General features: G+C 74.0%; 20 protein-coding genes. 10 read left to right on the plus strand and 10 right to left on the minus strand.

Features of this window, described 5'->3' with window-relative positions; all coding sequences use genetic code 11:
- Window positions 1–196: 196 nt before the first annotated feature.
- From AB0J10_RS29680 to AB0J10_RS29695, 4 genes are all read right to left on the minus strand, one after another.
- Complete coding sequence (locus AB0J10_RS29680; protein ID WP_363065816.1) at window positions 197–883, minus strand: response regulator transcription factor; 687 nt, start codon at window positions 881–883, stop codon at window positions 197–199.
- Window positions 880–2,148, minus strand: a complete 1,269-nt coding sequence (locus AB0J10_RS29685) for a sensor histidine kinase (protein WP_363065818.1) — start codon at window positions 2,146–2,148, stop codon at window positions 880–882. The genes AB0J10_RS29680 and AB0J10_RS29685 overlap by 4 nt, the downstream gene beginning before the upstream one ends.
- Before the next feature lie 345 nt (window positions 2,149–2,493).
- Window positions 2,494–2,772 carry a hypothetical protein gene (locus tag AB0J10_RS29690; protein WP_138055773.1) on the minus strand — a complete coding sequence of 93 codons (279 nt, stop codon included), beginning with the start codon at window positions 2,770–2,772 and terminating at the stop codon, window positions 2,494–2,496.
- Window positions 2,773–2,784: 12 nt separating this feature from the next.
- Window positions 2,785–3,579 (minus strand): PspA/IM30 family protein, encoded by a 795-nt coding sequence (locus AB0J10_RS29695; protein ID WP_363065821.1) that lies wholly within the window; start codon window positions 3,577–3,579, stop codon window positions 2,785–2,787.
- 289 nt (window positions 3,580–3,868) lie between these two features.
- On the opposite strand from AB0J10_RS29695, the gene AB0J10_RS29700 reads away from it, so the two are divergent.
- From AB0J10_RS29700 to AB0J10_RS29710, 3 genes are all read left to right on the plus strand, one after another.
- On the plus strand, window positions 3,869–4,465 hold the full coding sequence (locus tag AB0J10_RS29700) for a DUF3043 domain-containing protein (protein ID WP_363065823.1): 597 nt from the start codon (window positions 3,869–3,871) through the stop codon (window positions 4,463–4,465).
- Between the two features lie 176 nt (window positions 4,466–4,641).
- Window positions 4,642–5,352 carry a methyltransferase domain-containing protein gene (locus tag AB0J10_RS29705; protein WP_363065825.1) on the plus strand — a complete coding sequence of 237 codons (711 nt, stop codon included), beginning with the start codon at window positions 4,642–4,644 and terminating at the stop codon, window positions 5,350–5,352.
- A 220-nt stretch (window positions 5,353–5,572) separates the two neighbouring features.
- Complete coding sequence (locus tag AB0J10_RS29710; RefSeq protein WP_363065826.1) at window positions 5,573–7,441, plus strand: ABC transporter ATP-binding protein; 1,869 nt, start codon at window positions 5,573–5,575, stop codon at window positions 7,439–7,441.
- 313 nt (window positions 7,442–7,754) lie between these two features.
- Here the strand turns inward: AB0J10_RS29710 and AB0J10_RS29715 are convergent, their stop codons facing one another.
- Window positions 7,755–7,961, minus strand: a complete 207-nt coding sequence (locus AB0J10_RS29715) for a hypothetical protein (RefSeq protein WP_363065828.1) — start codon at window positions 7,959–7,961, stop codon at window positions 7,755–7,757.
- Window positions 7,962–8,077: 116 nt separating this feature from the next.
- Between AB0J10_RS29715 and AB0J10_RS29720 the strand changes: the two genes are divergently transcribed.
- The 3 genes from AB0J10_RS29720 to AB0J10_RS29730 all read left to right on the plus strand — a co-directional run bounded on the left by AB0J10_RS29720 (window position 8,078) and on the right by AB0J10_RS29730 (window position 11,947).
- On the plus strand, window positions 8,078–9,277 hold the full coding sequence (locus AB0J10_RS29720) for a bifunctional adenosylcobinamide kinase/adenosylcobinamide-phosphate guanylyltransferase (RefSeq protein ID WP_363065830.1): 1,200 nt from the start codon (window positions 8,078–8,080) through the stop codon (window positions 9,275–9,277).
- Between the two features lie 290 nt (window positions 9,278–9,567).
- Window positions 9,568–10,671, plus strand: coding sequence for a nicotinate-nucleotide--dimethylbenzimidazole phosphoribosyltransferase (gene cobT, locus AB0J10_RS29725; protein ID WP_363065832.1), 1,104 nt, complete (start codon window positions 9,568–9,570; stop codon window positions 10,669–10,671).
- 520 nt (window positions 10,672–11,191) lie between these two features.
- The gene (locus AB0J10_RS29730) at window positions 11,192–11,947 is read left to right on the plus strand and encodes a hypothetical protein (protein ID WP_363065834.1); all 756 of its coding nucleotides are present in this window, start codon (window positions 11,192–11,194) and stop codon (window positions 11,945–11,947) included.
- Here AB0J10_RS29730 and AB0J10_RS29735 read toward each other — a convergent pair.
- Entirely contained in the window at window positions 11,830–12,618 is a 789-nt protein-coding gene (locus AB0J10_RS29735) for a hypothetical protein (protein WP_363065836.1), read from the minus strand. The genes AB0J10_RS29730 and AB0J10_RS29735 overlap by 118 nt on opposite strands.
- A 68-nt stretch (window positions 12,619–12,686) precedes the next feature.
- Here AB0J10_RS29735 and AB0J10_RS29740 point away from each other — a divergent pair, with 68 nt between their 5' ends.
- Window positions 12,687–13,481 carry an adenosylcobinamide-GDP ribazoletransferase gene (locus AB0J10_RS29740; RefSeq protein WP_363065838.1) on the plus strand — a complete coding sequence of 265 codons (795 nt, stop codon included), beginning with the start codon at window positions 12,687–12,689 and terminating at the stop codon, window positions 13,479–13,481.
- 184 nt (window positions 13,482–13,665) lie between these two features.
- Here AB0J10_RS29740 and AB0J10_RS29745 read toward each other — a convergent pair whose 3' ends face one another.
- The 4 genes from AB0J10_RS29745 to AB0J10_RS29760 all read right to left on the minus strand — a co-directional run bounded on the left by AB0J10_RS29745 (window position 13,666) and on the right by AB0J10_RS29760 (window position 19,795).
- The gene (locus AB0J10_RS29745; RefSeq protein ID WP_363065840.1) at window positions 13,666–14,469 is read right to left on the minus strand and encodes an endo alpha-1,4 polygalactosaminidase; all 804 of its coding nucleotides are present in this window, start codon (window positions 14,467–14,469) and stop codon (window positions 13,666–13,668) included.
- A 13-nt stretch (window positions 14,470–14,482) separates the two neighbouring features.
- A complete protein-coding gene (locus AB0J10_RS29750; RefSeq protein WP_363065842.1) occupies window positions 14,483–15,892 on the minus strand; it encodes a hypothetical protein in 1,410 nt (469 codons plus the stop codon).
- Complete coding sequence (locus tag AB0J10_RS29755; RefSeq protein ID WP_363065844.1) at window positions 15,889–17,454, minus strand: DUF3492 domain-containing protein; 1,566 nt, start codon at window positions 17,452–17,454, stop codon at window positions 15,889–15,891. The genes AB0J10_RS29750 and AB0J10_RS29755 overlap by 4 nt, the downstream gene beginning before the upstream one ends.
- Window positions 17,455–17,644: 190 nt before the next feature.
- On the minus strand, window positions 17,645–19,795 hold the full coding sequence (locus AB0J10_RS29760) for a hypothetical protein (RefSeq protein WP_363065846.1): 2,151 nt from the start codon (window positions 19,793–19,795) through the stop codon (window positions 17,645–17,647).
- A gap of 301 nt (window positions 19,796–20,096) precedes the next feature.
- Between AB0J10_RS29760 and AB0J10_RS29765 the strand changes: the two genes are divergently transcribed.
- The 3 genes from AB0J10_RS29765 to AB0J10_RS29775 form a co-directional block, all read left to right on the plus strand.
- The gene (locus AB0J10_RS29765) at window positions 20,097–21,605 is read left to right on the plus strand and encodes a leucyl aminopeptidase (protein ID WP_363065848.1); all 1,509 of its coding nucleotides are present in this window, start codon (window positions 20,097–20,099) and stop codon (window positions 21,603–21,605) included.
- Window positions 21,606–21,933: 328 nt separating this feature from the next.
- Window positions 21,934–23,322, plus strand: a complete 1,389-nt coding sequence (gene lpdA / locus AB0J10_RS29770) for a dihydrolipoyl dehydrogenase (protein ID WP_363065850.1) — start codon at window positions 21,934–21,936, stop codon at window positions 23,320–23,322.
- A gap of 96 nt (window positions 23,323–23,418) precedes the next feature.
- Window positions 23,419–24,189: biotin/lipoyl-containing protein (locus tag AB0J10_RS29775; RefSeq protein WP_363065852.1), on the plus strand; the 771-nt coding region annotated here is incomplete at its 3' end.

A 24,189-nucleotide genomic window follows, 5' to 3' on the forward strand; every position in this document is an offset into this window, starting at 1 on the left:
GACGGCGTTGCCCCCGCTCGCCGTGGAGGTGACGCCCCTGATGCCGTCGACCGCCTTGATCGTGCTCCCGAGCGGCTCGACGACCTGCGTCTCTACCACATCGGACGACGCGCGCATCCGTGCGGACGGTCCGTCGGTCCAGGTCCGAACCCCTGTCCGCCGCACGCTCCGCACGGAGTCGCTGCCGGATGGGGACTCAGTCCACCCGTGGGCGTACCAGGCCCGATTCGTACGCGATGACCACCAACTGCGCCCGGTCGCGGGCGCCGAGCTTCGCCATCGCGCGGTTCACATGCGTCTTGACGGTGAGCGGGCTGACCTCCAGCCGGTCCGCGATCTCGTCGTTGGAGTGGCCGCCGGCGACCAGGACGAGGACCTCGCGCTCGCGGCCCGTCAGCGCGACCAGCCGCTCCGAGTACGCCCCGGAGTCCCGTCCGCCCTCCGAACCCCCGCCCTGCGCGAGGAACTTGGCGATCAGCCCCTTCGTGGCCACGGGCGAGAGCAGCGCGTCGCCGGCGGCCGCGATCCGGATGGCGTTCAGCAGTTCATCGGGTTCCGCGCCCTTGCCGAGGAACCCAGAGGCGCCGGCCCGCAGTGACTGGACGACGTACTCGTCCACCTCGAACGTCGTCAGCATCACCACCCGCACCTCGGCGAGTCCGGGGTCGGCGCTGATCATGCGGGTTGCTGCGAGGCCGTCCGTGCCGGGCATCCGGATGTCCATGAGCACGACGTCGGCGCGGGCCGAGCGGGCGAGGTCCACGGCCTCGGCGCCGTCCGCGGCCTCCCCCACGACCTCCATGTCGGGCTCGGAGTCCACCAGCACCTTGAACGCGCTGCGCAGCAGAGCCTGGTCGTCGGCGAGCAGCACCCTGATGGTCATCCGTCCTCGTCCCCCTCCGCACCGGCCCCGACCGGCAGTATCGCCTGCACCCGGAAGCCGCCTCCGTAGCGGGGGCCGGCGGTCAGCGTGCCACCGAGGGCCGTGACGCGCTCCCGCATCCCGATCAGGCCGTGCCCGCCGCTGCCGCCCCCGGCCGCCGGGTCGCCGTCGGCGCCCTCCCGCACGGTGCCGGCGGGACGGCCGTCGTCGAGGACGGTGACCTCAACCGTCCGGCCGACCCGTACGACGCTCACCTCCGCCCTGGCCGTCGCCCCGGCGTGCTTGCGCACATTGGTGAGCGCCTCCTGGACGATCCGGTACGCGGCGAGGTCGACGGCGGCGGGCAGCGCGGTGTCCCGGTCGGTGCGGGCCAGCTCGACCGGCAGGCCGGCCCGTCGGAAGCCGTCCAGCAGCGGGTCGAGGACGGCGAGTCCCGGGGCCGGTTCGGTGGGCGCCTCGGGGTCCCCCGACTGCCTGAGGAGACCGACGGTGGTCCGCAGCTCGTTCAGCGCCGAGCGGCTCGCCTCCCGCACGTACGACAGCGCCTCCTTGGCCTGGTCGGGCCGCTTGTCCATGACGTGAGCGGCCACTCCGGCCTGCACATTGACCAGGGCGATGTGGTGGGCGACGACGTCGTGGAGATCGCGGGCGATCCGCAGCCGCTCCTCGGCGACACGGCGGCGGGCCTCCTCGTCGCGGGTGCGCTCGGCCCGTTCGGCCCGCTCCCGTATGGCGTCGACGAAGGCACGTCGGCTCCGTACGGCGTCGCCCGCGGCGGCCGCCATGCCGGTCCAGGCGAAGATGCCGAGGTTCTCCTGGCTGTACCAGGGCGCGGAGCCGAACAGCATGGCCGCCCCCGTCAGCACGGTCATGGTCGGCAGGCCGACCCGCCAGGTCGTCGGCCGGTCGGTGCGGGAGGCGACGGTGTAGAGGGCGATCACCGCGGACATGGCGATGGGCGCGGGCGGATCGCCGGCGACGAGCTCGGCGAGGGACACGGCACCGGTGACCGCGAGCACGGTCACGGGGCGGCTGCGCCGGAACACCAGGGCTCCGGCGGCCGCCGTCATCAGCAGCAGGCTGCGGAGCTCGGGCGTGCGGGTGCCGAACGTCGGTCCGTGCGGCCCGTGGGGGTCGGCGAACGACGCGACCACCATGCAGACGAGCACCGCCGCCGCGAGGCCCGCGTCACACGCCGTCGGATGCGCGCGCAGCCAGGAACGTGTCGGCGCGAGCCGGCTGAATCCGGTCAGAGGTGCGGTCACGTCAGGCAACGGTACGGGGTCGGGTCCGGGCGGAGGCCGGGCGGAGGGAGCCGGGGGCAGTGGGCACGCGACCGGGCGGACGGGCGGACGGACCGCGGGCCGGAGGGAAGCGTCCGGACGGACGGAGGCGGAGGGCGGGAGCCGGAAGGCGGGAGCCGGACGCAGGCGCGCGGGCCGGACGACGTGGCCTGCGGCCGGGCCGGAAGCGGCGACCAAGCGGCCCGCGGCCGGACGGGGATGTCCGGGCGCGGGCCGTCGTCGAAGCCCGGTCCAGGGCCGGACGGGGTGTCCGGCCGAGGGCCGTGGTCCAGAGGGCCGTGGTCGAAGCGGGAGCCGGGGCCGGGATCAGCCCGGGATGAGGCCGTTGTCGCTGAGCATGGCGCGGACCTCGTCGAGTGTCGCGTCCGGGGAGGGCAGGATCAGCTCGGAGGGCTCCAGTGCGTCGTCCGCGAGCGGTGCCCCGCAGCGGCGCACCTCGTCGAGCAGGGCGCACAGGGTGCGGCGGAAGCCGTCCCGGTCACCCGTCTCCATCTCGGCGAGCAGTTCGTCGTCGAGCTTGTTCAGCTCGGCGAAGTGGCTGTCCGCCACCGTCCACTGGCCCTCCCCCATGATCCGTACGATCATGACGCGCCGTCCCTACTGCTTGTCGAACTTGTGCTGGGCCCGGCCCTGGGCCTGGTCCTGCGCCGAGCCGTCGCCGCCCTCGATGGCCTGCTGCTGCGTGCTGCCTCCGGCCAGCTCGGCCTTCATCCGCTGCAGTTCCAGCTCGACGTCCGTGCCTCCGGAGATGCGGTCCAGCTCCGCCGCGATGTCGTCCTTCGCCATCCCGGTAGGGTCGTCCAGCGCGCCGGACGCGAGCAGCTCGTCGATGGCACCGGCCCGCGCCTGCAGCTGGGCGGTCTTGTCCTCGGCGCGCTGAATCGCCAGGCCGACATCGCCCATCTCCTCCGAGATGCCGGAGAACGCCTCCCCGATCCGGGTCTGGGCCTGGGCGGCCGTGTACGTGGCCTTGATGGTCTCCTTCTTCGTGCGGAAGGCGTCGACCTTGGCCTGCAGCCGCTGGGCGGCGAGGGTGAGCTTCTCCTCCTCGCCCTGCAGCGTCTGGTGCTGGGTCTCCAGATCGGTGACCTGCTGCTGGAGCGCGGCACGGCGGGACAGCGCCTCGCGCGCCAGGTCCTCGCGGCCGAGGGCCAGCGCCTTGCGGCCCTGGTCCTCCAGCTTGGAGGACTGGCTCTGGAGCTGGTTCAGCTGCAGCTCGAGGCGCTTGCGGGAGGTCGCCACGTCGGCGACGCCGCGGCGGACCTTCTGCAGCAGCTCCAGCTGCTTCTGGTACGAGTAATCGAGGGTCTCGCGCGGATCCTCGGCCCGGTCAAGGGCCTTGTTTGCCTTCGCGCGGAAGATCATCCCCATACGCTTCATGACACCGCTCATGGGCTTCGCGCGCCCCCTTCTGACGGACTCAGCTCCGGCTTCTCCAGAACCCACAGTACGGGCCCTGCATCCATTACCGCACTGTTCGAGCGCCGATGCGCTCATCCCCAAGGACGACCTGCGGGCCGTCCCGCTCCCGCGCAAGGAGTAGGCGGTGTTCAGGGGAGGCGGCGGTCGTGTCGCGCCGGGCACGTTCCTGCTGCTTCTGCCCGTGAGGACGCGCGCCGTTGCCGGATCGTTCCCCAGGAGGCTGGGGCAGTCGCCCCGCCACCCCGTACCCTTGTGTTTTGTGTTCCGTAGCCGTTCCAAGGAAGAGAAGGCCCCCACCGGCAAGGTGACGGCGGACCTCTCCAAGCAGCCCCGCGACCCCGAGGCCCCCAAGGGCCGCCCGACCCCGAAGCGGAGTGAGGCCCAGACGCAGCGCCGCCGGGCGCAGTCGGCACCCCTCGACCGCAAGGAGGCCATGCGCCGCCAGCGCGAGGCCCGCCGTGCCGACCTGGCCAAACAGCGCGAGGCGCTGGCCGGCGGCGACGAGCGCTACCTGCCGCCGCGCGACAAGGGGCCGGTGCGTCGCTTCGTCCGCGACTTCGTGGACTCGCGGTTCTGCATCGCCGAGTTCTTCCTGCCGCTGGCCGTGGTGATCCTGGTGCTCTCCATGATCCGCATCCCCCAGCTGCAGAACATCGCGATGCTGCTCTGGCTCGGTGTGATCGTGATGATCGTGGTCGACTCGATCGGCATCTGGATCCGACTCAAGAAGCAGCTGAACGACCGCTTCCCGGACGAGCCGAAGCGCGGTGCGGTCGCCTACGGTCTGATGCGCACGCTCCAGATCCGCCGGCTGCGCCTGCCCAAGCCCCAGGTCAAGCGCGGAGAGCGGCCCTGAGCGCGGACGTCTCCGCGAAGTCGGACGTCTCCGCGAAGTCCGACGTCCCAGGCAGAGCCGACGTCCCCGGCAGGGGCGACGTCCCCGGCAGGGGCGACGTCTCGGGTTTCGCGAGCGGGGCCGCCGCCTGGCTGCAGGGCCTGGGCGGGCTGCGCAACACGGTCCGGCAGGAGCTGGTGGCCCGGCAGCTCGACGAGCAGCTGGCCGCACGCTTCCCCGTCGGGCAGCGGCTGCGCGTCCTCGACGTCGGGATGGGCCAGGGCACCCAGGCCCTGCGTCTGGCGCGGGCCGGGCACAGGGTGACCGGGCTGGAGTCCGACGCCGGGATGCTGCAGGTCGCGCGTGAGGCCCTGGCCCACGAGCCCGAGGGCATCCGGGAGCGCTTCCGGATGATCGAGGGCGACGGCCGGGACACGGGCGTGCACTTCCTGCCCGGTTCCTTCGACGTGGTGCTGTGCCACGGCGTGCTGATGTACGTCGAGGAACGGGACGCGATGCTGGCGGGTCTGGCGCGGATGCTGGCACCCGGCGGTCTGCTGTCGCTGCTGGTGCGGAACGCGGACGCGCTGGCGATGCGGGCCGGACTGGCCGGGGACTGGGACGGGGCGCTGACCGCCTTCGACTCGGACACGTACACCAATCGTCTCGGCCTCCAGGTGCGCGGCGACCGGCTGGCGTCGCTGACGGCGACCCTGGCGGGGATCGCGGCGCCGCTGCATGCCTGGTACGGGGTGCGGGTCTTCACGGACACCGCGGCGGACGACGCGGAACCGCCGTCCGGGGACGAGCTGACCCGGCTGCTGGCGGCCGAGGACCGAGCCGGCCGGACGGACCCGTACCGCTCGGTGGCGGCGCTGCTGCATCTCTGCGGAGTGCGCGGCCAGTAGCGGCGCGTGCGGGGTTCACGCACGCGCGGGTTCAGGCGCGTGCGGGTTCACGCCCGTGCGGGCCGTGGGTCGGCGGTCCCGGCGGGTGCCTGCTCATCGGGGCGGTGGCGGACACCGGCCGCCGCCGGGGCGGATCGCTCGGGGCGGCGCCCGAGGCACCCGGTCGCACGAACGCCGGCGCCCGCTCAGGCAGCGGGGCCGTCGGTGCGTCCGTCTCCGTGTGACCACTGCATCAGACCTGACCACGACGGACACGCCCCGCCTGCCCGCCCGGGACACGTTCCGGGCGCTCTACCGCCATTTCCGGCCGCACCGCTGGACGGTCGCGTTCGGGGCCGCCCTCGCGCTGCTCGGGGCCGTGAGCGGACTGCTCCAGCCGCTGGCCGCGAAGGCCCTGGTGGACCGGCTCGGCGCCGGCGAGTCGATCAACGGCATCCTGCTGGTGCTCACCGCGCTGGTGGTCCTCGGCACGGCGATCCACGCCTTCGGCGCCTATGTGCTGGAACGCACCGCCGAGTCGGTCGTGCTCGCCGCTCGCCGCACGCTCATCGGCCGTCTGCTGAGGCTGCGGGTACCGGAAGTGGAGCGCACCCAGCCGGGGGATCTGATGTCCCGGGTCACCTCGGACACCACCCTCCTGCGGGCCGTCACCACCCAGTCGATCGTCTCGGCCGTCACCGGATCCCTCTCGTGCGTCGCGACGCTCGTGCTCATGGCGGTCATGGACGCCGTGCTGCTGGGCGTCACCGTGGGGGTGATCGTCCTGATCGGCGGAGCAGTCGCACTGGTGATGCCGAGGATCGCGCAGGCCACTCAGCGGTCGCAGGAGGCGGTCGGGGAGATCTCCACCGTGCTGGAGCGGGTGTTCGGCGCGTTCCGTACGGTCAAGGCGTCGGGCGCCGAGGAGCGCGAGGCCGCCGTCGTGGAGACGGCGGCGCGGCGCGCGTGGCGGTACGGCGTGCGGACGGCCAAGTGGCAGTCGGTGGCTGCTTCGTCCGTGGGGCTCGCCGTGCAGGTGTCGTTCCTGGCAGTGCTGGGGATCGGTGGGGCGCGGGTCGCCTCGGGGGCGATATCCGTGTCCACGCTGATGGCGTTCCTGCTCTACCTGTTCTATCTCATCGAGCCGGTGACGGAGCTGGTCGAGGCTGCTTCCCAGTACCAGGTGGGGTCGGCGGCCGTCGCCCGGATCGCGGAGGCGGAGCGGCTGGAGACGGAGGAACTGCACCCGGCGGGACCGGAACGGCCGGCGGGACCGGCCGGGAGGCAGGAGGTGCCGGCGGGTCCCGTGGGGAGGTCCGCGCCGGCCGGGGCGCGGCCACCGGAGGCGGGGCCGGACGCCACCGGCGGGGCGGCGTCCGTGCGCTTCGAGGACGTGAGCTTCCGGTACCGGGACGATCTGCCGTACGTCCACCACGGCGTCACCTTCGACGTGCCCGGCCCCGGGATGACGGCCTTCGTCGGCCCCTCGGGCGCGGGCAAGACGACGGTCTTCGGCCTCGTCGAGCGGTTCTACGAGCCGGTCGGCGGCCGGGTACTGGTCGACGGCAGGGACGTACGGGACTGGTCCCTGCCCGCACTGCGCGCCGCCATCGGCTACGTCGAGCAGGACGCTCCGGTGCTGGCCGGGACCCTGAGGGAGAACCTGGTCTTCGCGGCGCCCGACGCGACGGAGGACGAGATCCGGGACGTCCTCGTCCGGGCGAGGCTGGACGCACTCGTGGACCGCTTGCCCGACGGGTTGGAGACCGTGGTCGGGCACCGCGGCTCGAAGCTCTCGGGCGGCGAGCGCCAGCGGGTCGCGATAGCCCGCGCCCTGCTGCGGCGGCCCCGGCTGCTCCTCCTCGACGAGGCGACGTCGCAGCTCGACGCGGTCAACGAAATGGCGCTCCGGGACGTGGTCGCCGAGGTCGCCCGCGAGGTGACGGTCCTGGTGGTCGCCCATCGGCTCTCCACCGTGACGCTGGCAGACCGGATCGTGGTGATGGACGCGGGGCGGGTCCGTGCGACGGGCACCCACTCGGAACTGGTGGCGGAGGACCCCCTCTACGGGGAACTCGCGGCGACACAGTTCCTGTCCGCGACGCGGTGAGTCGGCGGAGGCGCGGAGGCGCGGAGGCGCGGAGGCGCGGGGAGGCGGAGGCCGGAGGGGCGGCGCTGCGACGAGCTCCGAAGGACACGGGGCCGTCGGAAACGGGCCCGTGCAAAACGGACCCGTCGGAAATGGGAAAACGGGCCCGTCGGAAGCGGGCCGACCCACGCCGCCCGCGGACCGCAGAACCGTCGGAGGCAGGCCCGCCGGACACAGGCCCCGCAGCTCGGCCCCGCCGAAGGCCCGGTTCGGCACGAGCAGCCGCGGACCCCGCGCCGCGTCGGCGGCGCCGCGGGTCCGCGGCTGCGAGGAGTCAGCTCTCGGCGTGCAGGCTCATGGGTCCGTAGATGCGGCTGCCGTCCTCGTAGAGGAAGACCTGGTCGGCGCCGCCCTCTAGGAGATCGCGCCAGACCTCACCGATCCAGGACTCGGCGTCCCCCTGCGTGCTGAACTCCTCCGGCTCGACTGCCGGCTGGACCTCCGTCCCGTCGGACTTCTCGAACCGCCACGTCCATGCCATGTGCGCCTCCTGGTCCCACCACGTGATCGCTGTGCCGATCGTCCTTGCCGATCACCTTGCTGCCCGCAGCGTAGCCGGGCGCGCACCCGCCGCGGGGACGCGGGAAGATCGTGACCGTGGAACTGACTCTGCTCGGCACCGGAGCCCCCACCGGACTCCCCCGCCCCGACTGCACCTGTGCGGGCTGCGCCGCCGCCCGCGGCGACCGGGCGCGCGCCGCGACGGCCCTGCTCGTGGACAGCGCGCTGCTGCTGGACCTGACGCCCGGTGCCGCCCTCGCGGCGGCGCGCGCGGGCCATTCGCTCGTGGGCGTACGCCAGGTGCTCCTGTCGCACCCGCACAGCGGGCCCGCCGTGGAGCTGCCCGCCGGGCTGCCGTCGGCAGGGCGGGTGCCGGACGGCCGGGAACTGACGCTGATCAGCGGGCACCGGGTGCGGGCGGTGGCGCTGGACTCTCCCGGCACGGGCTACGAGGTCACCTCGCCGGACGGTGAGCGGCTGCTGTACCTGCCGCCCGGCGGGGCACCGGCCGGTGTCACGGACGGCGATCCCCTCCCGTACGACATGGTGGTCGCCGATGTGCTGGGGCGGCCGGACGGTCTGGCGAGGCTGCGGGCGCGCGGCGCGGTGGGGCCGACCACCGATGTCGTCGCCGTCCACATCGACCACGACGTCCCGCCCGGTCCCGAGCTCGACCGGCGGCTGGCGGCGGCGGGCGCCCGTGCCGTACCGGACGGGACGACGCTTTACGTGGGCGAGTACCAGGACGTACCGGACGTGCCCCGGCGGACCCTCGTCACCGGCGGGGCGCGGTCCGGGAAGTCGCTGGAGGCGGAGCGGCGGCTGGAGTCCTTCCCCGACGTCGTGTACGTGGCGACGGGCGGGACGCGTGGCGACGACACGGAGTGGGCGGAGCGGGTCGCGGCCCACCGTGAACGCCGGCCGGGGAGTTGGCGGACGGTGGAGACCTGCGACCTCGTCCCGCTGCTGGCCGAGAACGGCCCTCCGCTGCTCGTCGACTGCCTGGCGCTCTGGCTGACGGACGCGATGGACCAGGTGGGAGCCTGGGACGACGAACGATGGGAGACGGTCGGCCGCGCGGCCCTGCGCCATCGCACGGCCGCCCTCGTCGAGGCACTGCGGGCCACGCGCCGTACGGTCGTCGCCGTCACCAACGAGGTCGGTTCGGGCGTGGTCCCCGCGACCGCGTCGGGCCGCCGCTTCCGGGACGAACTGGGGCGTCTGAACGCCGCGTTCGCCTCCGAGTGCGAGCACGTGCTGCTGGTGGTGGCGGGGCAGGCGCTGCCGCTCCGGTGACCCCTGACAGGGCCGACGGTTCCGGGCCCGGCACCGTGGCGGCCCCGCACGGGCCGGCGCCGGGCCGTCGTCGAGGCGCGGGACGAGGCCGGTTCCACACCTCCCGTACGTCCCCCCGCCCGTGTGCCCCGTCGGGCCGGGGCACGCCCGCGTGAACCGCGCGCGACCGGCGCAGCGGCCGCTCCCGGCCGGGACCGTGGGCGCGGAGACGCGTCGCGGCGCTGCTCCCCGCCGTCGGAGATCGCGACGCGGCGGCGGGACGGCGGGCGCGGGCCGGTACTGTTCGGCGAATGAGCTCGCTGAATCTCGACGACTTCTCCGATCTGATCGAGCGCCCCGACAGCGGTGTGCGGCGCGATGCCGAGGAACGCCGGGAGCGGCTGGCCGTGCCGCCGGGCGCCCTGGGGCGGCTGGACGAGCTGGGTGAGTGGCTGTCGGCGGCGCAGGGTGCCGTGCCGGTTCGGGCCGTCGAGCGACCGCGGGTGGTGCTGTTCGCAGGGGACCACGGGGTGGCGGAGCTGGGGGTGTCCGGCCGTGCGGCGGGCTCGGCGCACGAACTGGTGCGTTCGGTGCTGGACGGATCGAGCCCGGTCGCGGTGCTGGCCCGGCGGATGGATGTGCCGGTGCGGGTCGTGGACGCCGGTCTGGACTGCGACCCCGATCTGTTGCCGGAGAACGTCGTCCGGCACCGGGTGCGGCGTGGCAGCGGGCGGATCGATGTCGAGGACGCGCTCACCCCCGAGGAGGCCGAGCGGGCCGTGCGTCTCGGCGTGGCGATCGCCGACGAGGAGGCCGACGCCGGCACCGATCTGGTCGTGCTCGGCGATCTCAGCGTCGGCGGCACGACGCCTGCCTCCACTCTGGTGGCCGCACTGTGCGGGACGGACGCCTCCGTCGTCACCGGCCGCGGCGGCGCAGGTATCGACGATCTGGCGTGGATGCGCAAGTGCGCGGCGATCCGCGACTCACTGCGCCGGGCCCGGCCGGTGCTGGGCGATCAGTTGGCCCTGCTGACGGCCGTGGGCGGCGCGGATCTGGCCGCGACGACCGGCTTCCTGCTGCAGGCGGCGGTCCGCCGGATGCCGGTGGTCCTGGACGGGGTCGTGTCTGCCGCGTGCGCCCTCGTCGCCCAGCGGGCGGCGTTCCGGGCGCCGGACTGGTGGCTCGCTGGGCAGGTCAGCGGGGAGCCGGCCCAGGCCAAGGCGCTCGACCGGATGGCCCTGGAACCGCTCCTGGAGCAGGGGGTCACGGTCGGGGAGGGCACGGGCGCCCTGCTCGCCCTCCCCCTCGTCCAGGCGGCCGCCGCGCTCGCCGCGGAGCTGCCCGAGCGCCCGGCCGGCGGCGGAAGCGACACCGTGGAGGCGACCCCGGCCGAGGAGGGGACGGGAGCGTGACCGCCGTCGGCGGCGAGGCCCGCTGAACGGCGACGCCCCCTGACACGAGCGGGTACGGCGGGCCGCCGACCAGCCCCACCCGGCCGCTCACGGAGCACCGACCGGCCCCACCCCGCCGGCCGCAGGGCGCACCCGCCACGGGCCGCCCGCGCACCGGCCACCCGGCGGTCGCCGGGCACCCGGCCCCCGGCCCCCGGCCCCCGGCCCCCGGCCCCCGGCCCCCGGCCCCCGGCGAGAGATCGGGATCACTCCGGCCCGTGTCAACTTCGGCGCACTGCGGCGGGTCTTGCACCACGGCGCGACGCTCGGGCGGGACGGCGCCGGGGGTGGCGCCCGCCATCCGGTCCCGGGACCCGCCCCGCCGGTGGTGGAACGAGTCGTCGTACCGCGCCCATGCCGAGTACCGACCCGTCCGGGAGCCACCTTCCATGCTCGCCCACGAGGCCGCCGGTCCCCCGCCGACCGGGACCGTCCGCCGCCCACCCGCGCCGGCCCGCCGCGCGCCCTCCGCGGACGGCCGGTGAGCCGGGGGCGCGCGTTCGCGCGCCGTGAGTGGGGGCCGCTGTACCGGACCGTGCGCACGGCCCTCACGACGAGGACGTGGCGTGCGATCCCTCTCACGCTCACCGCGGTCTGCCTCACCGCCCTCTGCCAGCTCGTGCAGAACCGGTCCTGGGGCTACGAGCCGGTGCAGGCCGTCGGCTCGGTGCGCGCCGAGGACCCGCTCTGGCTCGCTCTGCTCCGCACTCCGCTGTCCCTGTTCGTCCCGGCGCTCGACCTGCCGGTGTGGGGCGCGCTGGCGCAGATCCTCCTGGTGTTCGGCATCGCCGAGATCTGCCTGGGCCGGCCGCGCACTCTGGCGGTCGCGTACGCGGCGACGCTCGCCGGGACCCTGTACGCGCGGGCCGGGGTCGCGCTCGGGCCTGACCATCCGCTCGGACTGCCCGCCTCGGACGCCCATGTCGTGGACACCGGCCCGTCGGCCGCTGTGGTCGGCCTCGCCGTGTACGTGTGCGCCCGCTGCGCCGCCCGGCTGACGATGGGTCTGGTGGTGGTCGCCATGGTGGTGGAAGTGGTGGTGAAGCCAAATCTGGCCGGCAAGGAGCACCTGGCGGCGATCGCCGGGGTGTTCGCGGCGCTGGCCGTGACGGCGTGCTTTCAGCGCGGTTCGCGGTCCCGGCCGGTTCCGGGGGCTCCGGTGACCGGCAGCCGGTCCGGGGCGCCACCGATCAGGTCCTGGAACTTTCGGCGCGGCCCGCTCCAGCGCCGGTCGTGACGGAAGGCACGCAGCATCGACCTGGCCCGGGAGCGCGGGCGGTGCCGGTAGAGGCGCTTGGCCCAGAGAGAGGTGGGTCTGGCCAGCCGCAGCGCCCCGATGATCGCGACGAACGGCACCAGGGTGCCGATGACCGCCATGCGCAGCTTGCCCTTGAAGAGGGTGATCAGGACGAACATGAAGTTGACGGCGAGGGTGAGCAGGAAGGCCCGCCGGTCGTCGCGTTCGTCCGCCGTGAGGTCGTTGACGCCGAGCGGCGCGAAGCCGCCGAGGGTGAGCAGCAGCACGGACGCGGTGAGGACGACGACTTCGACGCTCTTGCGGCCCTCCTCGGTCCAGTAGACGTCGTCCAGGTGGAGGATCAGCGCGAACTCGTCCAGGACGAGCCCCGCGCCGACGCCGAAGACCACGGCGAACACCACGGTCCCGGCGCCGGTGTGCTGGCTGCTGGCGACCGAGCCGAAGCCGCCGACCACGGTGAGCACGACACCCGGAACCACGTGGTGGATGTGGAGCCCGCCCGCCTTGACGTTCCCGAAGGGCCCCTTGCCCGCCCGGATCATCCGGGTGACGGTCCGCGTGATCAGGAACGTCAGGACGAACGAGGCCAGCGCGAGAAGCAGCGGGAGCTTCCCGGGCTCCACGATGTTGCGGTAAAACCAGTGACCCATGCCACCCGCTCCCGTTTTGTCCGTCATGCGCAATTTACCGTCGCGGCGCACCGGCTACCCTGCGCGCGGTGAGCTCCCTCAACACAGACGGACCCGTGGGCCTGCGGTTCGCCTTCGGCACCCTCACGGTGCTGCCGGTGCGCGTGACCCGCTGGGACCGCGACGCGGCACGCGCGGGTATGCGCTGGGCCCCGCTCGCCGGACTCGTCGTCGGCCTCTGCGCGGCGGCCGCCGGCGGGCTGCTCCTGCTGCTCGGCGCGGGTCCGCTGCTCGCCGCGGTCGCCTCCGCCGCCGTGCCGGCCGTCCTCACCCGCGGTCTGCACCTGGACGGACTCGCCGACACCGCCGACGGCCTGGGCAGCGGCAAGCCCACCGAGGACGCACTGCGGATCATGAAGCGGTCGGACATCGGGCCGTTCGGGGTGATCACCCTGCTGTTCGTGCTGCTGGCCCAGGTCGCGGCGCTGTACGAGCTCTACGGGCGCGGCTGGACGTACGGGGCGACGGCGGCGGCGACCGCCGGGGTCGTCGCCCGGCTGGCGCTGACGCTCGCCTCCCGCTCCGGCGTCCCGGCCGCCCGCCCTGAGGGGCTGGGCGCGATGGTCGCCGCCACCGTCCCGGTGCGGCAGGCGCTGGGGGTCGCCCTTGTGGTCGCGGCCGTCTGCGCCGCCTGGGGAGCGCTGCCGGGCGGGTACGGGCCGTTGCGGCTCGTGCTGTCCGTACTCGCCGGGACCGCCGCCGCCGAACTGCTGCTGCGGCACTGCGTACGGCGCTTCGGCGGGGTCACGGGCGATGTGTTCGGGGGGATCGCGGAGACGGCGGCGACGGCGGCACTCGTCGCGCTCGTGGTCGGGCCCCGGTAGGCCGGAGCGCCGCGCGCCGGACGGCACACGGCCGGATCCCGGCAGCTTCCGTGCGGCCCAGCGGCCGTCCGGATCACCGCCCCCGTGGCCGCGCCGGGGCCCGTCCGCCGGCCGCCCGTCCTCGGACCCGCCCGGGTGCCGCGGGCAACGGCTCCGCCGGCCGCCGGAGACCCGCCGAACCGGGTCAGCAGGGCCGGCGCCAGGCGTCCAGCTCGTAGCGCTTCAGCATCGAACTCAGTCCGAGCCGCCGCGACTGGGGGCAGAAGCGGCCGGTCGGCACCTCGTACTCGACGTGGAACACGGCCTTGCCCGCCTCGACGAACGGCGTCAGCGCCGCGCACTCCGCGTACTGCGCGCACTGTTCGTTGACGGCGAAGTCGAAGTCGCCGACGAGGGCGGGGATCTGGTCCAGGTCGTTCTTCAGCCCGACCGACAGCCCTCGTTCATGGGCCATCCGGGCGATCAGCCGGTTGTAGCGGAGCTGGTCGCCGGCGGTGAGCGGGAAGCCGGTGTCGTTGGCGTAGCCGTCCATGTTGTCGGGCTCGACCGCGTCGAAGCCCTTGTCCCGGCACATGTCGAAGCGCTCGGCCATCAGCGGCTCCAGCACGTCCGTGCGGCGGATGTCGAGCCAGCGCTCCCCCGGCCAGCCGTTCCCCTTGCCGAGCAGTTCCCGGGGGAACCGCGCGGCGTCGGGGCGGAACTCCTCCCAGGCGCCGGTGGACAGGTAGCAGATCACTTTCCGGCCGCGTCGCTGGAGGTCGGCGACCGTGGACCTCGGGTGCTCGAAGCCGTCGATGTCGTACACCGGGACGTCCACGTCCGGGTCCAGCCGGCCGCTGAGCTGCCACTGCCACGGCGTGCCGGGCCCCGGCAGCCAGCGGGTGGGGCGCGGCGGCGCGGGATCGTCGGGAGCCGATGTGCAGCCGGCGAGCAGCAGCAGGGCCACGAGCGGCAGCAGCAGGCTTCTCGTCCGGGCGGGAAGGCTCATGTCCGGGACTCCCTCAGCGGTGTGCGGTGATCCGGCCCAGCTGAGCACAGACCAGCAGGACGAGCACCGCCGACGCGGCGGCCGGGACGAGAAGCCGCTCCGAACCGGGCAGGAGCACCGGGGCGAGCGCGGCCGCACAGCACACCAGTGCCGGGCTCAGCACGGCCCCGAACGCCTGGAGCAGCAGCCCGGTCCACAGCACCGCCCCGAGCAGCAGCACTCCGGCCGCGGTGGTCGCTTCCGGGCCGGCTCCCCCGCCGGGCCACAGCAGCAGCGCGGCGGCCACGAGCGTCAGCAGGGCGCCCGCGTAGCCGGCGAGGGCACGCACCAGCGCCCTCGCGACCGACGTCCGGAAGGCACGCGGGGAGGTGCAGGCCCGCAGTCCGGCGAGGCTGTCGGCCCGGAACCGGTGGAGCAGCCACTCCGCGGGCCCCATGCCGAGGGTGAGGGCCACCGCGAACGGCGGTGAGTCCAGCGCTACATGGAGCACCAGCACCCCTGAGCCCAGCCCGAAGAGGCCGTACGGCACCGAAGCGCCCAGCCCTCCCGGCCCCGTGTGCCGGCGTCGGTCCCGGCCACGGCCGCGGAAGCCCGCCGATCGCGGCACGCCCGCGACCGCGGCCGCCGCGAGGCCCACGGCCGCGGTGACCGACGCCAGGAGGAGCACGAGGTGCGTCCAGGCGGGCGCGGGGTGCACTGCCGCGAGCAGCGCCCCGGCCACGAGCGGCAGCAGGGCCGGCAGCAGGACCCGCTCTCGGCCGAGGACCAGCAGCACCGTCGCCGCGGCGAGGTAGAGCGACTGGCCCGCGGCGAACACGAGCGCCGGAACGTGAACGGGTGCCGCGGCCGCGGCGGCGGCCGCGCCGAGCAGCACTCCCACGGGCCCGCCCCGCAGCAGCGCCCGCGCCGCCGCGGGACGGTCCCCCAGGCCCAGCCAGGCGTACGCGCGGTGGGCGAGGGCCTGGTTCCAGGCCCAGCCGGCGAGCGCCGCCGCCAGCAGCGCGACGTGCGCGGGTCGACCGCCCACGAGGAGCGGCGCGGCCAGCACATGGCCCAGCCCCGGGAGGGTGAACAGCAGGCCCCGTAGCAGACAGACGAGGAGCGTCGGGCTGCCGGGCACCGGCGGCGTCTCCCCGGACCGGGGGAAGCGCCGCTCGACGCGGGCGTACAGGTCCTCGGCCAGGGCGAAGGAGTCGTCGTGTCCGTACGCGCGGCGTATCTGCTCGTCCGTCAGCCCGTCGGACTCCAGCAGCGCCGCCACCTCGTCGGGATGGACGGCGGCCGCCACGAAGCCAGCCAGCCGCCCGGCCAGTTCGCCGACCGGGTCGGCCCCGGCCCGGACGGAGGGGCCCTTCTCCGGCACCGACGGCACGGCGTCCCGCACGGCCGTCCCCGGGTCCCTCGGCCACCGGGAACCGCTCACCGGACGCCCCCTCCGACGGGCTCGGAGGGTTCGGACCAGTGGTGCCCCCAGGCCGTGTGCTCCTGGTACCAGGGGTCCCTCAGCTCCAGGGTCCAGTCGGCGACCGTCTCGGCGGCCGGCGGCTCGTACACCTCTCCCGGCGTGCCGGCGAGCTCCCGGTAGATCTGTCTGAAGGCGTCCACCGAACGCCTCAGGGTGAAGAGGTCGACGACCCGCTGCCGGGCGCGGCGGCCCAGTTCGGCGCGGCGCGCGTCGTCCCGGAGCAGTTCCAGGGCGGCGGCGGCCAGCGCCTCGGGCTCGCGCGGCGGGACCACCAGGCCGGTGTCGCCTACGGCCTCGCGCACCCCGCCCACGTCGGTGGACACCGTCGTGCGCCCGCAGGACATCGCCTCGATGATCGAGAAGGGGAAGCCCTCGCTGATGCTGGAGAGCATCACCACGTGGCCGGCGGCGTACGCGCGTGCCACGTCGCCGATCCGGCCCTCCCAGAACACCCCGTCGGCGACGCCCAGTTCGGCGGCGAGCTTCTCCAGCCCCGTGGCGTACCACTCGCACCCGGCCGGGGCTGCGCCGAACAGCCGCAGCCGCAGTTCCGGGACCTCCTCGCGGGCCAGGGCGAAGGCACGGATCAGCGTCTCGAGGTCCTTGATGGGGTCGATCCGGCCGGCCCAGCTCAGGGTGGGCACGGCCGGTTCGGCCCCGGCGTGCGGGAAGGCGTACGGGTCGACCCCGTTGTAGACCGTGCGGATCTTTCCGGGGAGCGCGCCGCCGCGCTCCTCCCAGCGCCGGTTGTAGCGGTTGCACGGGGTGATCAGATCGGCGCGTTCATAGCCGAGGGTGTTGAGCTCGCGGTAGAAGCCGAGCATCAGTGCCTTGACCGGCCAGCGCGGCGCCCCGGTGCGGTACCCGAGGTAGCGCTCGCGCAGGTAGATGCCGTGCTCGGTGAGGAGGAACGGCACCCCGTCCAGGCGCTGTGCGGCGAGCGCGGGCAGGGTCGCGAGCCCGCTGCTGACGGCGTGGGCGACGCTGTCCCCGGGGATGCGCACCGCCAGCGGGCGCAGGGCGTGTTCGAGCAGGTCGACCGCGGTCAGGGCGTCGTGGACGGTGGGTCCGGCGGCGGCGGTGGGCAGGGACTGCCGGGTCCACAGGCGCATCAGGGTGCGGACGGCGGCCTCGGTGCGGAGTGCGGCGGAGAGACGGCCCCCGCGCGCCTCGTCGGCCAGCGCGTCGAGCGCGGGGCCGAAGTCGGCGTGTGCCTCCGGGGAGAGCAGGGACAGCAGGAAGCGCTCGAGGGTGTCGAGGAAGCGGCTGCGGTCGGCGCCCCGGCGCGGGGAGCGGCCACGGCCGGGGCGCGGCCCCCACAGCGGCACGGCGCTGTGGGCGCGGACGTTGGGCGGCAGCTCCCAGGTGACGGGCTCACGGCCGCTGCCGGTGAGGGAGACGACGGTGAAGTCGACCTCGGGCATGCCCCGGACGAGCTGGTCGCACCAGGTGCTGACGCCGCCGTGGACATGTGGATAGGTGCCTTCGGTGAGCATGGTGACATGGCGTCCCTGGCTCATCGTGCTGTGTCTCCCTGGGCATGACGGTGTTGACGTACTGAGGTCTGAGGGTCTGAGGGTCTGAGGGTGCTGAGGTCGAAGGGCCGGGCACGTGAGGTACCCCCGGCACGACGCGGGGGCGCGGCGGCGCGGCGGCGACGCACCCCGGCCGTCCGGCCGGGGTGCGCGCGGAACTACCGGGCCGGCCCTCTCAGGAGGGCAGTCGGAGGGTGACGGCGGACTGCAGCAGCTCCGGCTGGGTCCAGGCCGATCGCTGACCCGCGTAGGCGGTGCCGAAGGCGCTGGTGCCGAGCAGGAGTTGCTTGCGGGTGCCTTCGGGCGCGGTGACCGGGACGTCGACGCCGTTGGGGGCCTGGACGGTGACGGTGGTGCCGATCCGGTACGCGGTGACCCGGCCGGCGTCGAGGGCCGACTGCCAGGCGGCGCGGCGGCCCAGTTCCGTGCCGGCGTCGCGGTGGCGCGGGTTGACGAGGGGCGTGTTGTCGGCGAACAGCGTGCGGTAGTCGTCCAGGATCCGGTCGAGGACGGGGTAGAGGATGCGCCCCTCGGCCAGGTTGGACTGGTGGACGTAGTGCGGGCGCGGGTCGTTGGCCACGATGTGGCCGAGGGCGATCCTGGCCTCCTGCGGGACGATGTACGTGCCGTAGCCGGTGGCGACGTCGAGGGGTTCGTCCAGGCAGGTGGAGGCCGGGTTGGTCTCGCAGATGCCGCTTCCGCCGTCGGCCCGGGAGGTGTAGATCCAGTTGTACTCGTCGGCCATCTCGGCAGCCGTGCCCACGTTGTAGTACACGTTCATGGGGTGGCGGGGCACGGTCAGGGCACTGCCGACGGGGCGCTGCTGGGGCTCGCGGGAGTTGTCGCTCGCGATCCACCTGACGCCGTTGTCGGCAAGCGCGGGCGCCAGGTTGGGGTTGTCCACCGGCTGCTGCGGAAGCGTCCTCAGCCCTGAGTGCTCTCCGGTGACGAGTTCCGTGCGGTCGACCGAAATTCCCTTGTTCACCGCCCAGTTGTGATTGTCGCGGATCTGGGCGGAGATCTCGGCGCGGCTCATCCAGCGGGTGTTGCCCGCCGCGTCCTTCGAGCACTGCCAGGGGACGACGGAGACGTCCTGGACACAGCCGAGGAACGGATGGGTGTAGGTGTGGTTGACCCAGCGGTACTGGGCCCGGTCGGCGAGCAGCTGCGTGGTGAGCGCGTCCGTGCCGCCGTTCTCGGCCTTCCACTCCTCACCGGCGCCCGCGTTGTAGACCATGTCGAGGGTGAGGCCGCTGGTGCGCTGCCACTGGGCGGCGTACTGCGCGTCGGCGGCGGTCATCCGGATGTCCGGGGCCTGCTCGCCCGCTCCCCCGGTGCAGTCGATGTCTCCTGGCGTGCAGTTGCGCTCGGTGTCCCAGCGGGCGTCAGGCGCGAAGACGTCGTCGATGTGGACCGAGAAGTAGTTGCGGCTCTGGCCGAGGTGGACGCCCTGGGTGAGCCATTCGACGATGCCGCGCGCCAGCAGCCGGAACTGCCGCTGGTGCTGGTTGTACGCGAAGGTGACGACGAGCTCGCGGCGCCCGTCGTGGGCGTACTCCCCGAGGAGGCTGGCGCGGCCCTCGCCGCCCGGCACCGGGGCGTCGACATAGCTGGTGAATCCCTCGCGCGGGCGGGCCAGGTATCCGTAGCTCTCGCTGATCTCCGGCGCGTTGTCCTCGAAGGCCAGGGCGCCGTCGAGGTACCCGAACGGACCGGACCGGCCCGCCGCGGTCACCGCGGCCGCCGTGCCGTCGAGCGTGCCGGACCAGCCGCCCTCGCTGGTGTAGTCGAGCCCCACTCCCGGGTGGGCCCAGGTGTAGGCGTCGACCTGGCGGACGCCGAACCGCTTCTCGTACTCCACGAGCGCGGCCTGCTCCGCCGTCCCGGCGGAGTCCGAACCGAACGGGGCCTCGTTCGGCAGCACCACTCCCTGGTACCTGGCTCGCGGCCGGCCGCTCACGGTGTCGCTCAGGAACGTCGCGTCGATCTTCGGGCGGCCCGGGTCCCCGAGGTCGAGCACGCTGTACGGGACGCCGGTGCTGCGCAGCTCGGAGGTGACGGCGGCGACCGCCGAGCCTCCGTCGTCGACGACGAGGACCTTGAGGTCGATCCGCGGCACCGGGTCGGCGGCCGCCGCCTGGGACGCGGGCAGTGCCGCCGCGAACAGCGCCGACGTGGTGAGCGCGACCGCCGCCGCGCCGAGCCTGCCCCCTCGGCCGGGCCCCCGCCCGGCCGTTCCCCCGTCGAGCGCGCCCGGCGCGGATGCCCGGCCGGGTCCGCTCGTCAGTGCACGCGTGCCGAACCCCGTGGCGAATACGGGTGCCATGGTGTTTCCCCCACCCCTTGTTGATCCTCCCCGCGAAGACGCCGGGGAGGACATGTGGAAATCATGCAAAGCAGCCACTTGCTCCCTTGCGCATTCGGCCCGAGTGTGACGCAGGACCCGCCGGCCGCGGGGGCAACTCGGCGGAGACACCACGGATGGGTGAATCCCCGTCGGCACGAGCGAACATCGCGGGCGCGCGTAGGCTCGTGGCGGCGCTCCTGTCCGCCCGACTTACGATGCGCCGGGCGGCCGACCCACCACTTCGGCCCAGGAAACTCAACGGAAGCGAGATTTCACCACCGTGACTGCTCTCACTCTCAGCACAGCCGGCGCTGCGACGCTGCGCGCCGACGCGGTCGTCGTCGGCGTCGCCAAGGGCGCCAAGGGCCCGGTCGTCGCAGCCGGCGCCGAGGCCGTGGACGCGGCGTTCGACGGGAAGCTCGCCACCGTCCTCGAGACCCTCGGCGCCTCCGGTGCCGAGGGCGAGGTGACCAAGCTGCCCGCGCCGTCGGGCCTGAAGTCCCCGGTCGTGCTCGCGGTCGGGCTCGGCACCGCACCGGAGAAGGACGGGGCGTATCCGGCCGAGTCGCTGCGCCGCGCCGCCGGTTCCGCCGCCCGCGCGCTGGCCGGCTCGAAGAAGGCGGCGTTCGCGCTGCCGGTCGAGGCCGCCGAGGACGCCCAGGCGATCGCGGAGGGCGCCCTGCTCGGCGCGTACGCCTTCACCGCCTACCAGGACGAGAAGAGCGCCAAGAAGCCGCTGGCCGAGGTGGCCCTGCTGGGCGCCAAGCCCCGCGACAAGGCATTCAAGGCCGCCGCGGAGCGCGCCGTCGCCGTGGCCGGGGAGATGAACCGCGCCCGCGACCTGATCAACACGCCGCCGAACGACCTCTACCCCGAGTCGTTCGCCGCGGTCGCCACCGCCGCAGGCAAGGAGCACGGCCTCAAGGTGCAGGTCTGGGACGAGAAGGCGCTCGTCAAGGGCGGCTTCGGCGGCATCCTCGGCGTCGGTCAGGGCGCGGCGCACGGCCCGCGCCTGGTGAAGCTGGCGTACACGCACCCGGACGCGGAGAAGTCCCTCGCGCTCGTCGGCAAGGGCATCACCTACGACTCCGGCGGCATCTCGCTGAAGCCCGCCGGCCACAACGAGACGATGAAGTGCGACATGAGCGGCGCCGCCGCCGTGTTCGCCGCCGTCGTCGCGGCCGCCCGGCTCGGGCTGCGCGTGAACCTCACCGGCTGGCTGGCGCTGGCCGAGAACATGCCGTCGGGCAACGCCACCCGGCCCGGCGACGTCCTGCGCATGTACAGCGGCAAGACGGTCGAGGTCCTCAACACCGACGCGGAGGGCCGCCTGGTGCTGGCCGACGCGATCACCAAGGCCTCGGAGGAGAGCCCGGACGCGATCGTGGACGTGGCGACGCTGACCGGCGCGATGGTGCTGGCGCTGGGCCACCGGCGCTTCGGGATCATGTCCAACGACGAGGCTTTCCGCACCTCGGTCCACGAGATCGCGGAGGAGGCCGGCGAGGACTCCTGGCCGATGCCGCTCCCCGCGGACCTGCGCAAGGGCATGGACTCCCCGACCGCCGACATCGCGAACATGGGCGAGCGGATGGGCGGCGGCCTGGTCGCGGGCCTGTTCCTGCAGGAGTTCGTCGGCGAGGGCATCACCTGGGCCCACCTGGACATCGCGGGCCCGGCCTTCCACGAGGGCGCCCCGTTCGGCTACACCCCCAAGGGCGGCACCGGCTCCGCGGTCCGCACCCTGGTCAGGCTCGCCGAGCGCACGGCCGACGGCGACCTGGGCTGACGCCCGCGCGGCGGGTTCCGGGGCCCCCGGTACCCGCCGCCCCAGGCCGGCGCCCCGGGTCCGCAGGAATATCGGGCGCCGGCCTTCCGTTCGCCCTCGACGAAATCCGTAGGTTCGTACGTACAGGTAACCGCCGGGGACGGCCGAACCGCCGTCCCGTATCCCGGCCCCGCGTCCCGCCTCCCGTCGACAAGTGCGAAGATGGGTTCTCGGCAGGACAGGGCCCCCACCACAGGGCCGAAGACAAGCGGCCGAACACCAGCCGCCGCCCGGTGCTCCCCGCCCTGGGAGACACCGGCGCCCGGCGCACATGCATGGAGGACGTGACGTGGCGAACGACGCCAGCACCGTTTTCGACCTAGTGATCCTCGGCGGTGGCAGCGGTGGTTACGCCGCGGCCCTGCGCGGAGCCCAGCTGGGCCTGGACGTCGCCCTGATCGAGAAGGACAAGGTCGGCGGCACCTGCCTGCACCGCGGATGCATTCCCACCAAGGCCCTGCTGCACGCCGGCGAGATCGCCGACCAGGCCCGCGAGAGCGAGCAGTTCGGCGTCAAGGCCACCTTCGAGGGCATCGACGTCCCGGCCGTGCACAAGTACAAGGACGAGGTGATCTCGGGGCTGTACAAGGGCCTGCAGGGTCTGATCGCCTCCCGCAAGGTCACGTACATCGAGGGCGAGGGCCGACTGTCCTCCCCGACGTCCGTCGACGTGAACGGCCGCCGGGTCGAGGGCCGCCACGTCCTCCTCGCCACCGGTTCGGTGCCGAAGTCGCTGCCCGGCCTGACCATCGACGGCAACCGGATCATCTCCTCCGACCACGCGCTGGTCCTGGACCGGGTGCCGAAGTCCGCCATCGTCCTGGGCGGCGGAGTCATCGGTGTCGAGTTCGCCTCGGCGTGGAAGTCCTTCGGCACCGACATCACGATCATCGAGGCCCTGAAGCACCTCGTCCCGGTCGAGGACGAGAACAGCTCGAAGCTCCTGGAGCGCGCCTTCCGCAAGCGGGGCATCAAGTTCAACCTCGGCACCTTCTTCGAGAAGGCCGAGTACACCGAGGACGGCGTGCGGGTCACCCTCGCCGACGGCAAGACCTTCGAGGCCGAGGTGCTGCTGGTCGCCGTCGGCCGCGGCCCGGTCTCGCAGGGCCTGGGCTACGAGGAGCAGGGCGTCGCGATGGACCGCGGCTACGTCCTGGTCGACGAGTACATGCGCACGAACGTGCCGACCGTCTCGGCCGTCGGCGACCTCGTCCCGACCCTCCAGCTCGCGCACGTCGGTTTCGCCGAGGGCATCCTGGTGGCGGAGCGCCTGGCCGGTCTGAAGACCGTCCCGATCGACTACGACGGCGTACCGAAGGTGACGTACTGCCACCCCGAGGTCGCCTCCGTGGGCCTGTCCGAGGCCAAGGCCAAGGAGGTCTACGGCGCGGACAAGGTCGTCGCTCTCAAGTACAACCTGGCGGGCAACGGCAAGAGCAAGATCCTGAAGACCGCCGGCGAGATCAAGCTCGTCCAGGTCAAGGACGGTGCCGTGGTCGGCGTCCACATGGTCGGTGACCGCATGGGCGAGCAGGTCGGCGAGGCCCAGTTGATCTACAACTGGGAGGCCCTGCCGGCCGAGGTCGCGCAGCTCGTCCACGCGCACCCGACGCAGAACGAGGCGCTCGGCGAGGCCCACCTGGCCCTCGCCGGCAAGCCCCTCCACTCCCACGACTGAGCCGAGTCCACGGGCGCGACGACCACTACCGCACTTCCCCCGGCCCCGCGCTCCGCGCGGGCCGGGGAGACCCCACCGTAAGGAGCAACCGAAACCATGCCGGTTTCCGTAACCCTCCCGGCGCTCGGCGAGAGCGTCACCGAGGGCACCGTCACCCGCTGGCTGAAGGCCGAGGGCGAGCGCGTCGAGGCCGACGAGCCGCTGCTCGAGGTCTCGACCGACAAGGTCGACACCGAGATCCCCGCCCCGGCCTCCGGCGTCCTGTCGTCCATCAAGGTCGCCGAGGACGAGACCGTCGAGGTCGGCGCCGAGCTGGCCGTCATCGACGACGGCTCGGGCGCGGCTGCCGCCGCCCCGGAGCCCGCCGCCGAGCAGGCCCAGACCCCCGCCCCCGAGCCGGAGCAGCCCGCCCAGGCCGCCCCGGCCGCGGAGCAGGCCGCACCCGCTCCGGCCCCGACCGCCGAGGCCGCCGCCGGCGGTGGCGGCGCCGAGGGCACCGACGTCGTCCTGCCCGCTCTGGGCGAGTCGGTCACCGAGGGCACCGTGACCCGCTGGCTGAAGGAGGTCGGCGAGGAGGTCGCGGAGGACGAGCCCCTGCTCGAGGTCTCCACCGACAAGGTCGACACCGAGATCCCCGCCCCGACCTCCGGCGTGCTGCTGGAGATCGTGGTCGGCGAGGACGAGACCGCCGAGGTCGGCGCGAAGCTCGCCGTCATCGGCGCCCCGGGTGCCGCTCCGGCCGCTCCCGAGGCCCCGGCGCAGCCCGCGCCCGCCGCTGCCGCCCCGGCCCCCGCTCCCGAGGCCCCGGCGCAGCCCGCCGCCGCGGCCCCTGCAGCCCCGGCGGCTCCCGCGCAGCCCGCCGCCGCC

Source organism: Streptomyces sp. NPDC049887 (assembly GCF_040656535.1).
Classification (GTDB): domain Bacteria; phylum Actinomycetota; class Actinomycetes; order Streptomycetales; family Streptomycetaceae; genus Streptomyces.

Bases quoted from the DNA above. Each gene is read 5' to 3' on its own strand.
- AB0J10_RS29745 (WP_363065840.1), bottom strand. From the start codon at position 14,469: ATGAGCCTTCCCGCCCGGACGAGAAGCCTGCTGCTGCCGCTCGTGGCC.
- AB0J10_RS29755 (WP_363065844.1), bottom strand. From the start codon at position 17,454: ATGAGCCAGGGACGCCATGTCACCATGCTCACCGAAGGCACCTATCCA.
- AB0J10_RS29695 (WP_363065821.1), bottom strand. From the start codon at position 3,579: ATGAGCGGTGTCATGAAGCGTATGGGGATGATCTTCCGCGCGAAGGCA.
- cobT (WP_363065832.1), top strand. From the start codon at position 9,568: ATGAGCTCGCTGAATCTCGACGACTTCTCCGATCTGATCGAGCGCCCC.
- AB0J10_RS29715 (WP_363065828.1), bottom strand. From the start codon at position 7,961: ATGGCATGGACGTGGCGGTTCGAGAAGTCCGACGGGACGGAGGTCCAG.
- AB0J10_RS29680 (WP_363065816.1), bottom strand. From the start codon at position 883: ATGACCATCAGGGTGCTGCTCGCCGACGACCAGGCTCTGCTGCGCAGC.
- AB0J10_RS29735 (WP_363065836.1), bottom strand. From the start codon at position 12,618: ATGGGTCACTGGTTTTACCGCAACATCGTGGAGCCCGGGAAGCTCCCG.
- AB0J10_RS29760 (WP_363065846.1), bottom strand. From the start codon at position 19,795: ATGGCACCCGTATTCGCCACGGGGTTCGGCACGCGTGCACTGACGAGC.
- AB0J10_RS29690 (WP_138055773.1), bottom strand. From the start codon at position 2,772: ATGATCGTACGGATCATGGGGGAGGGCCAGTGGACGGTGGCGGACAGC.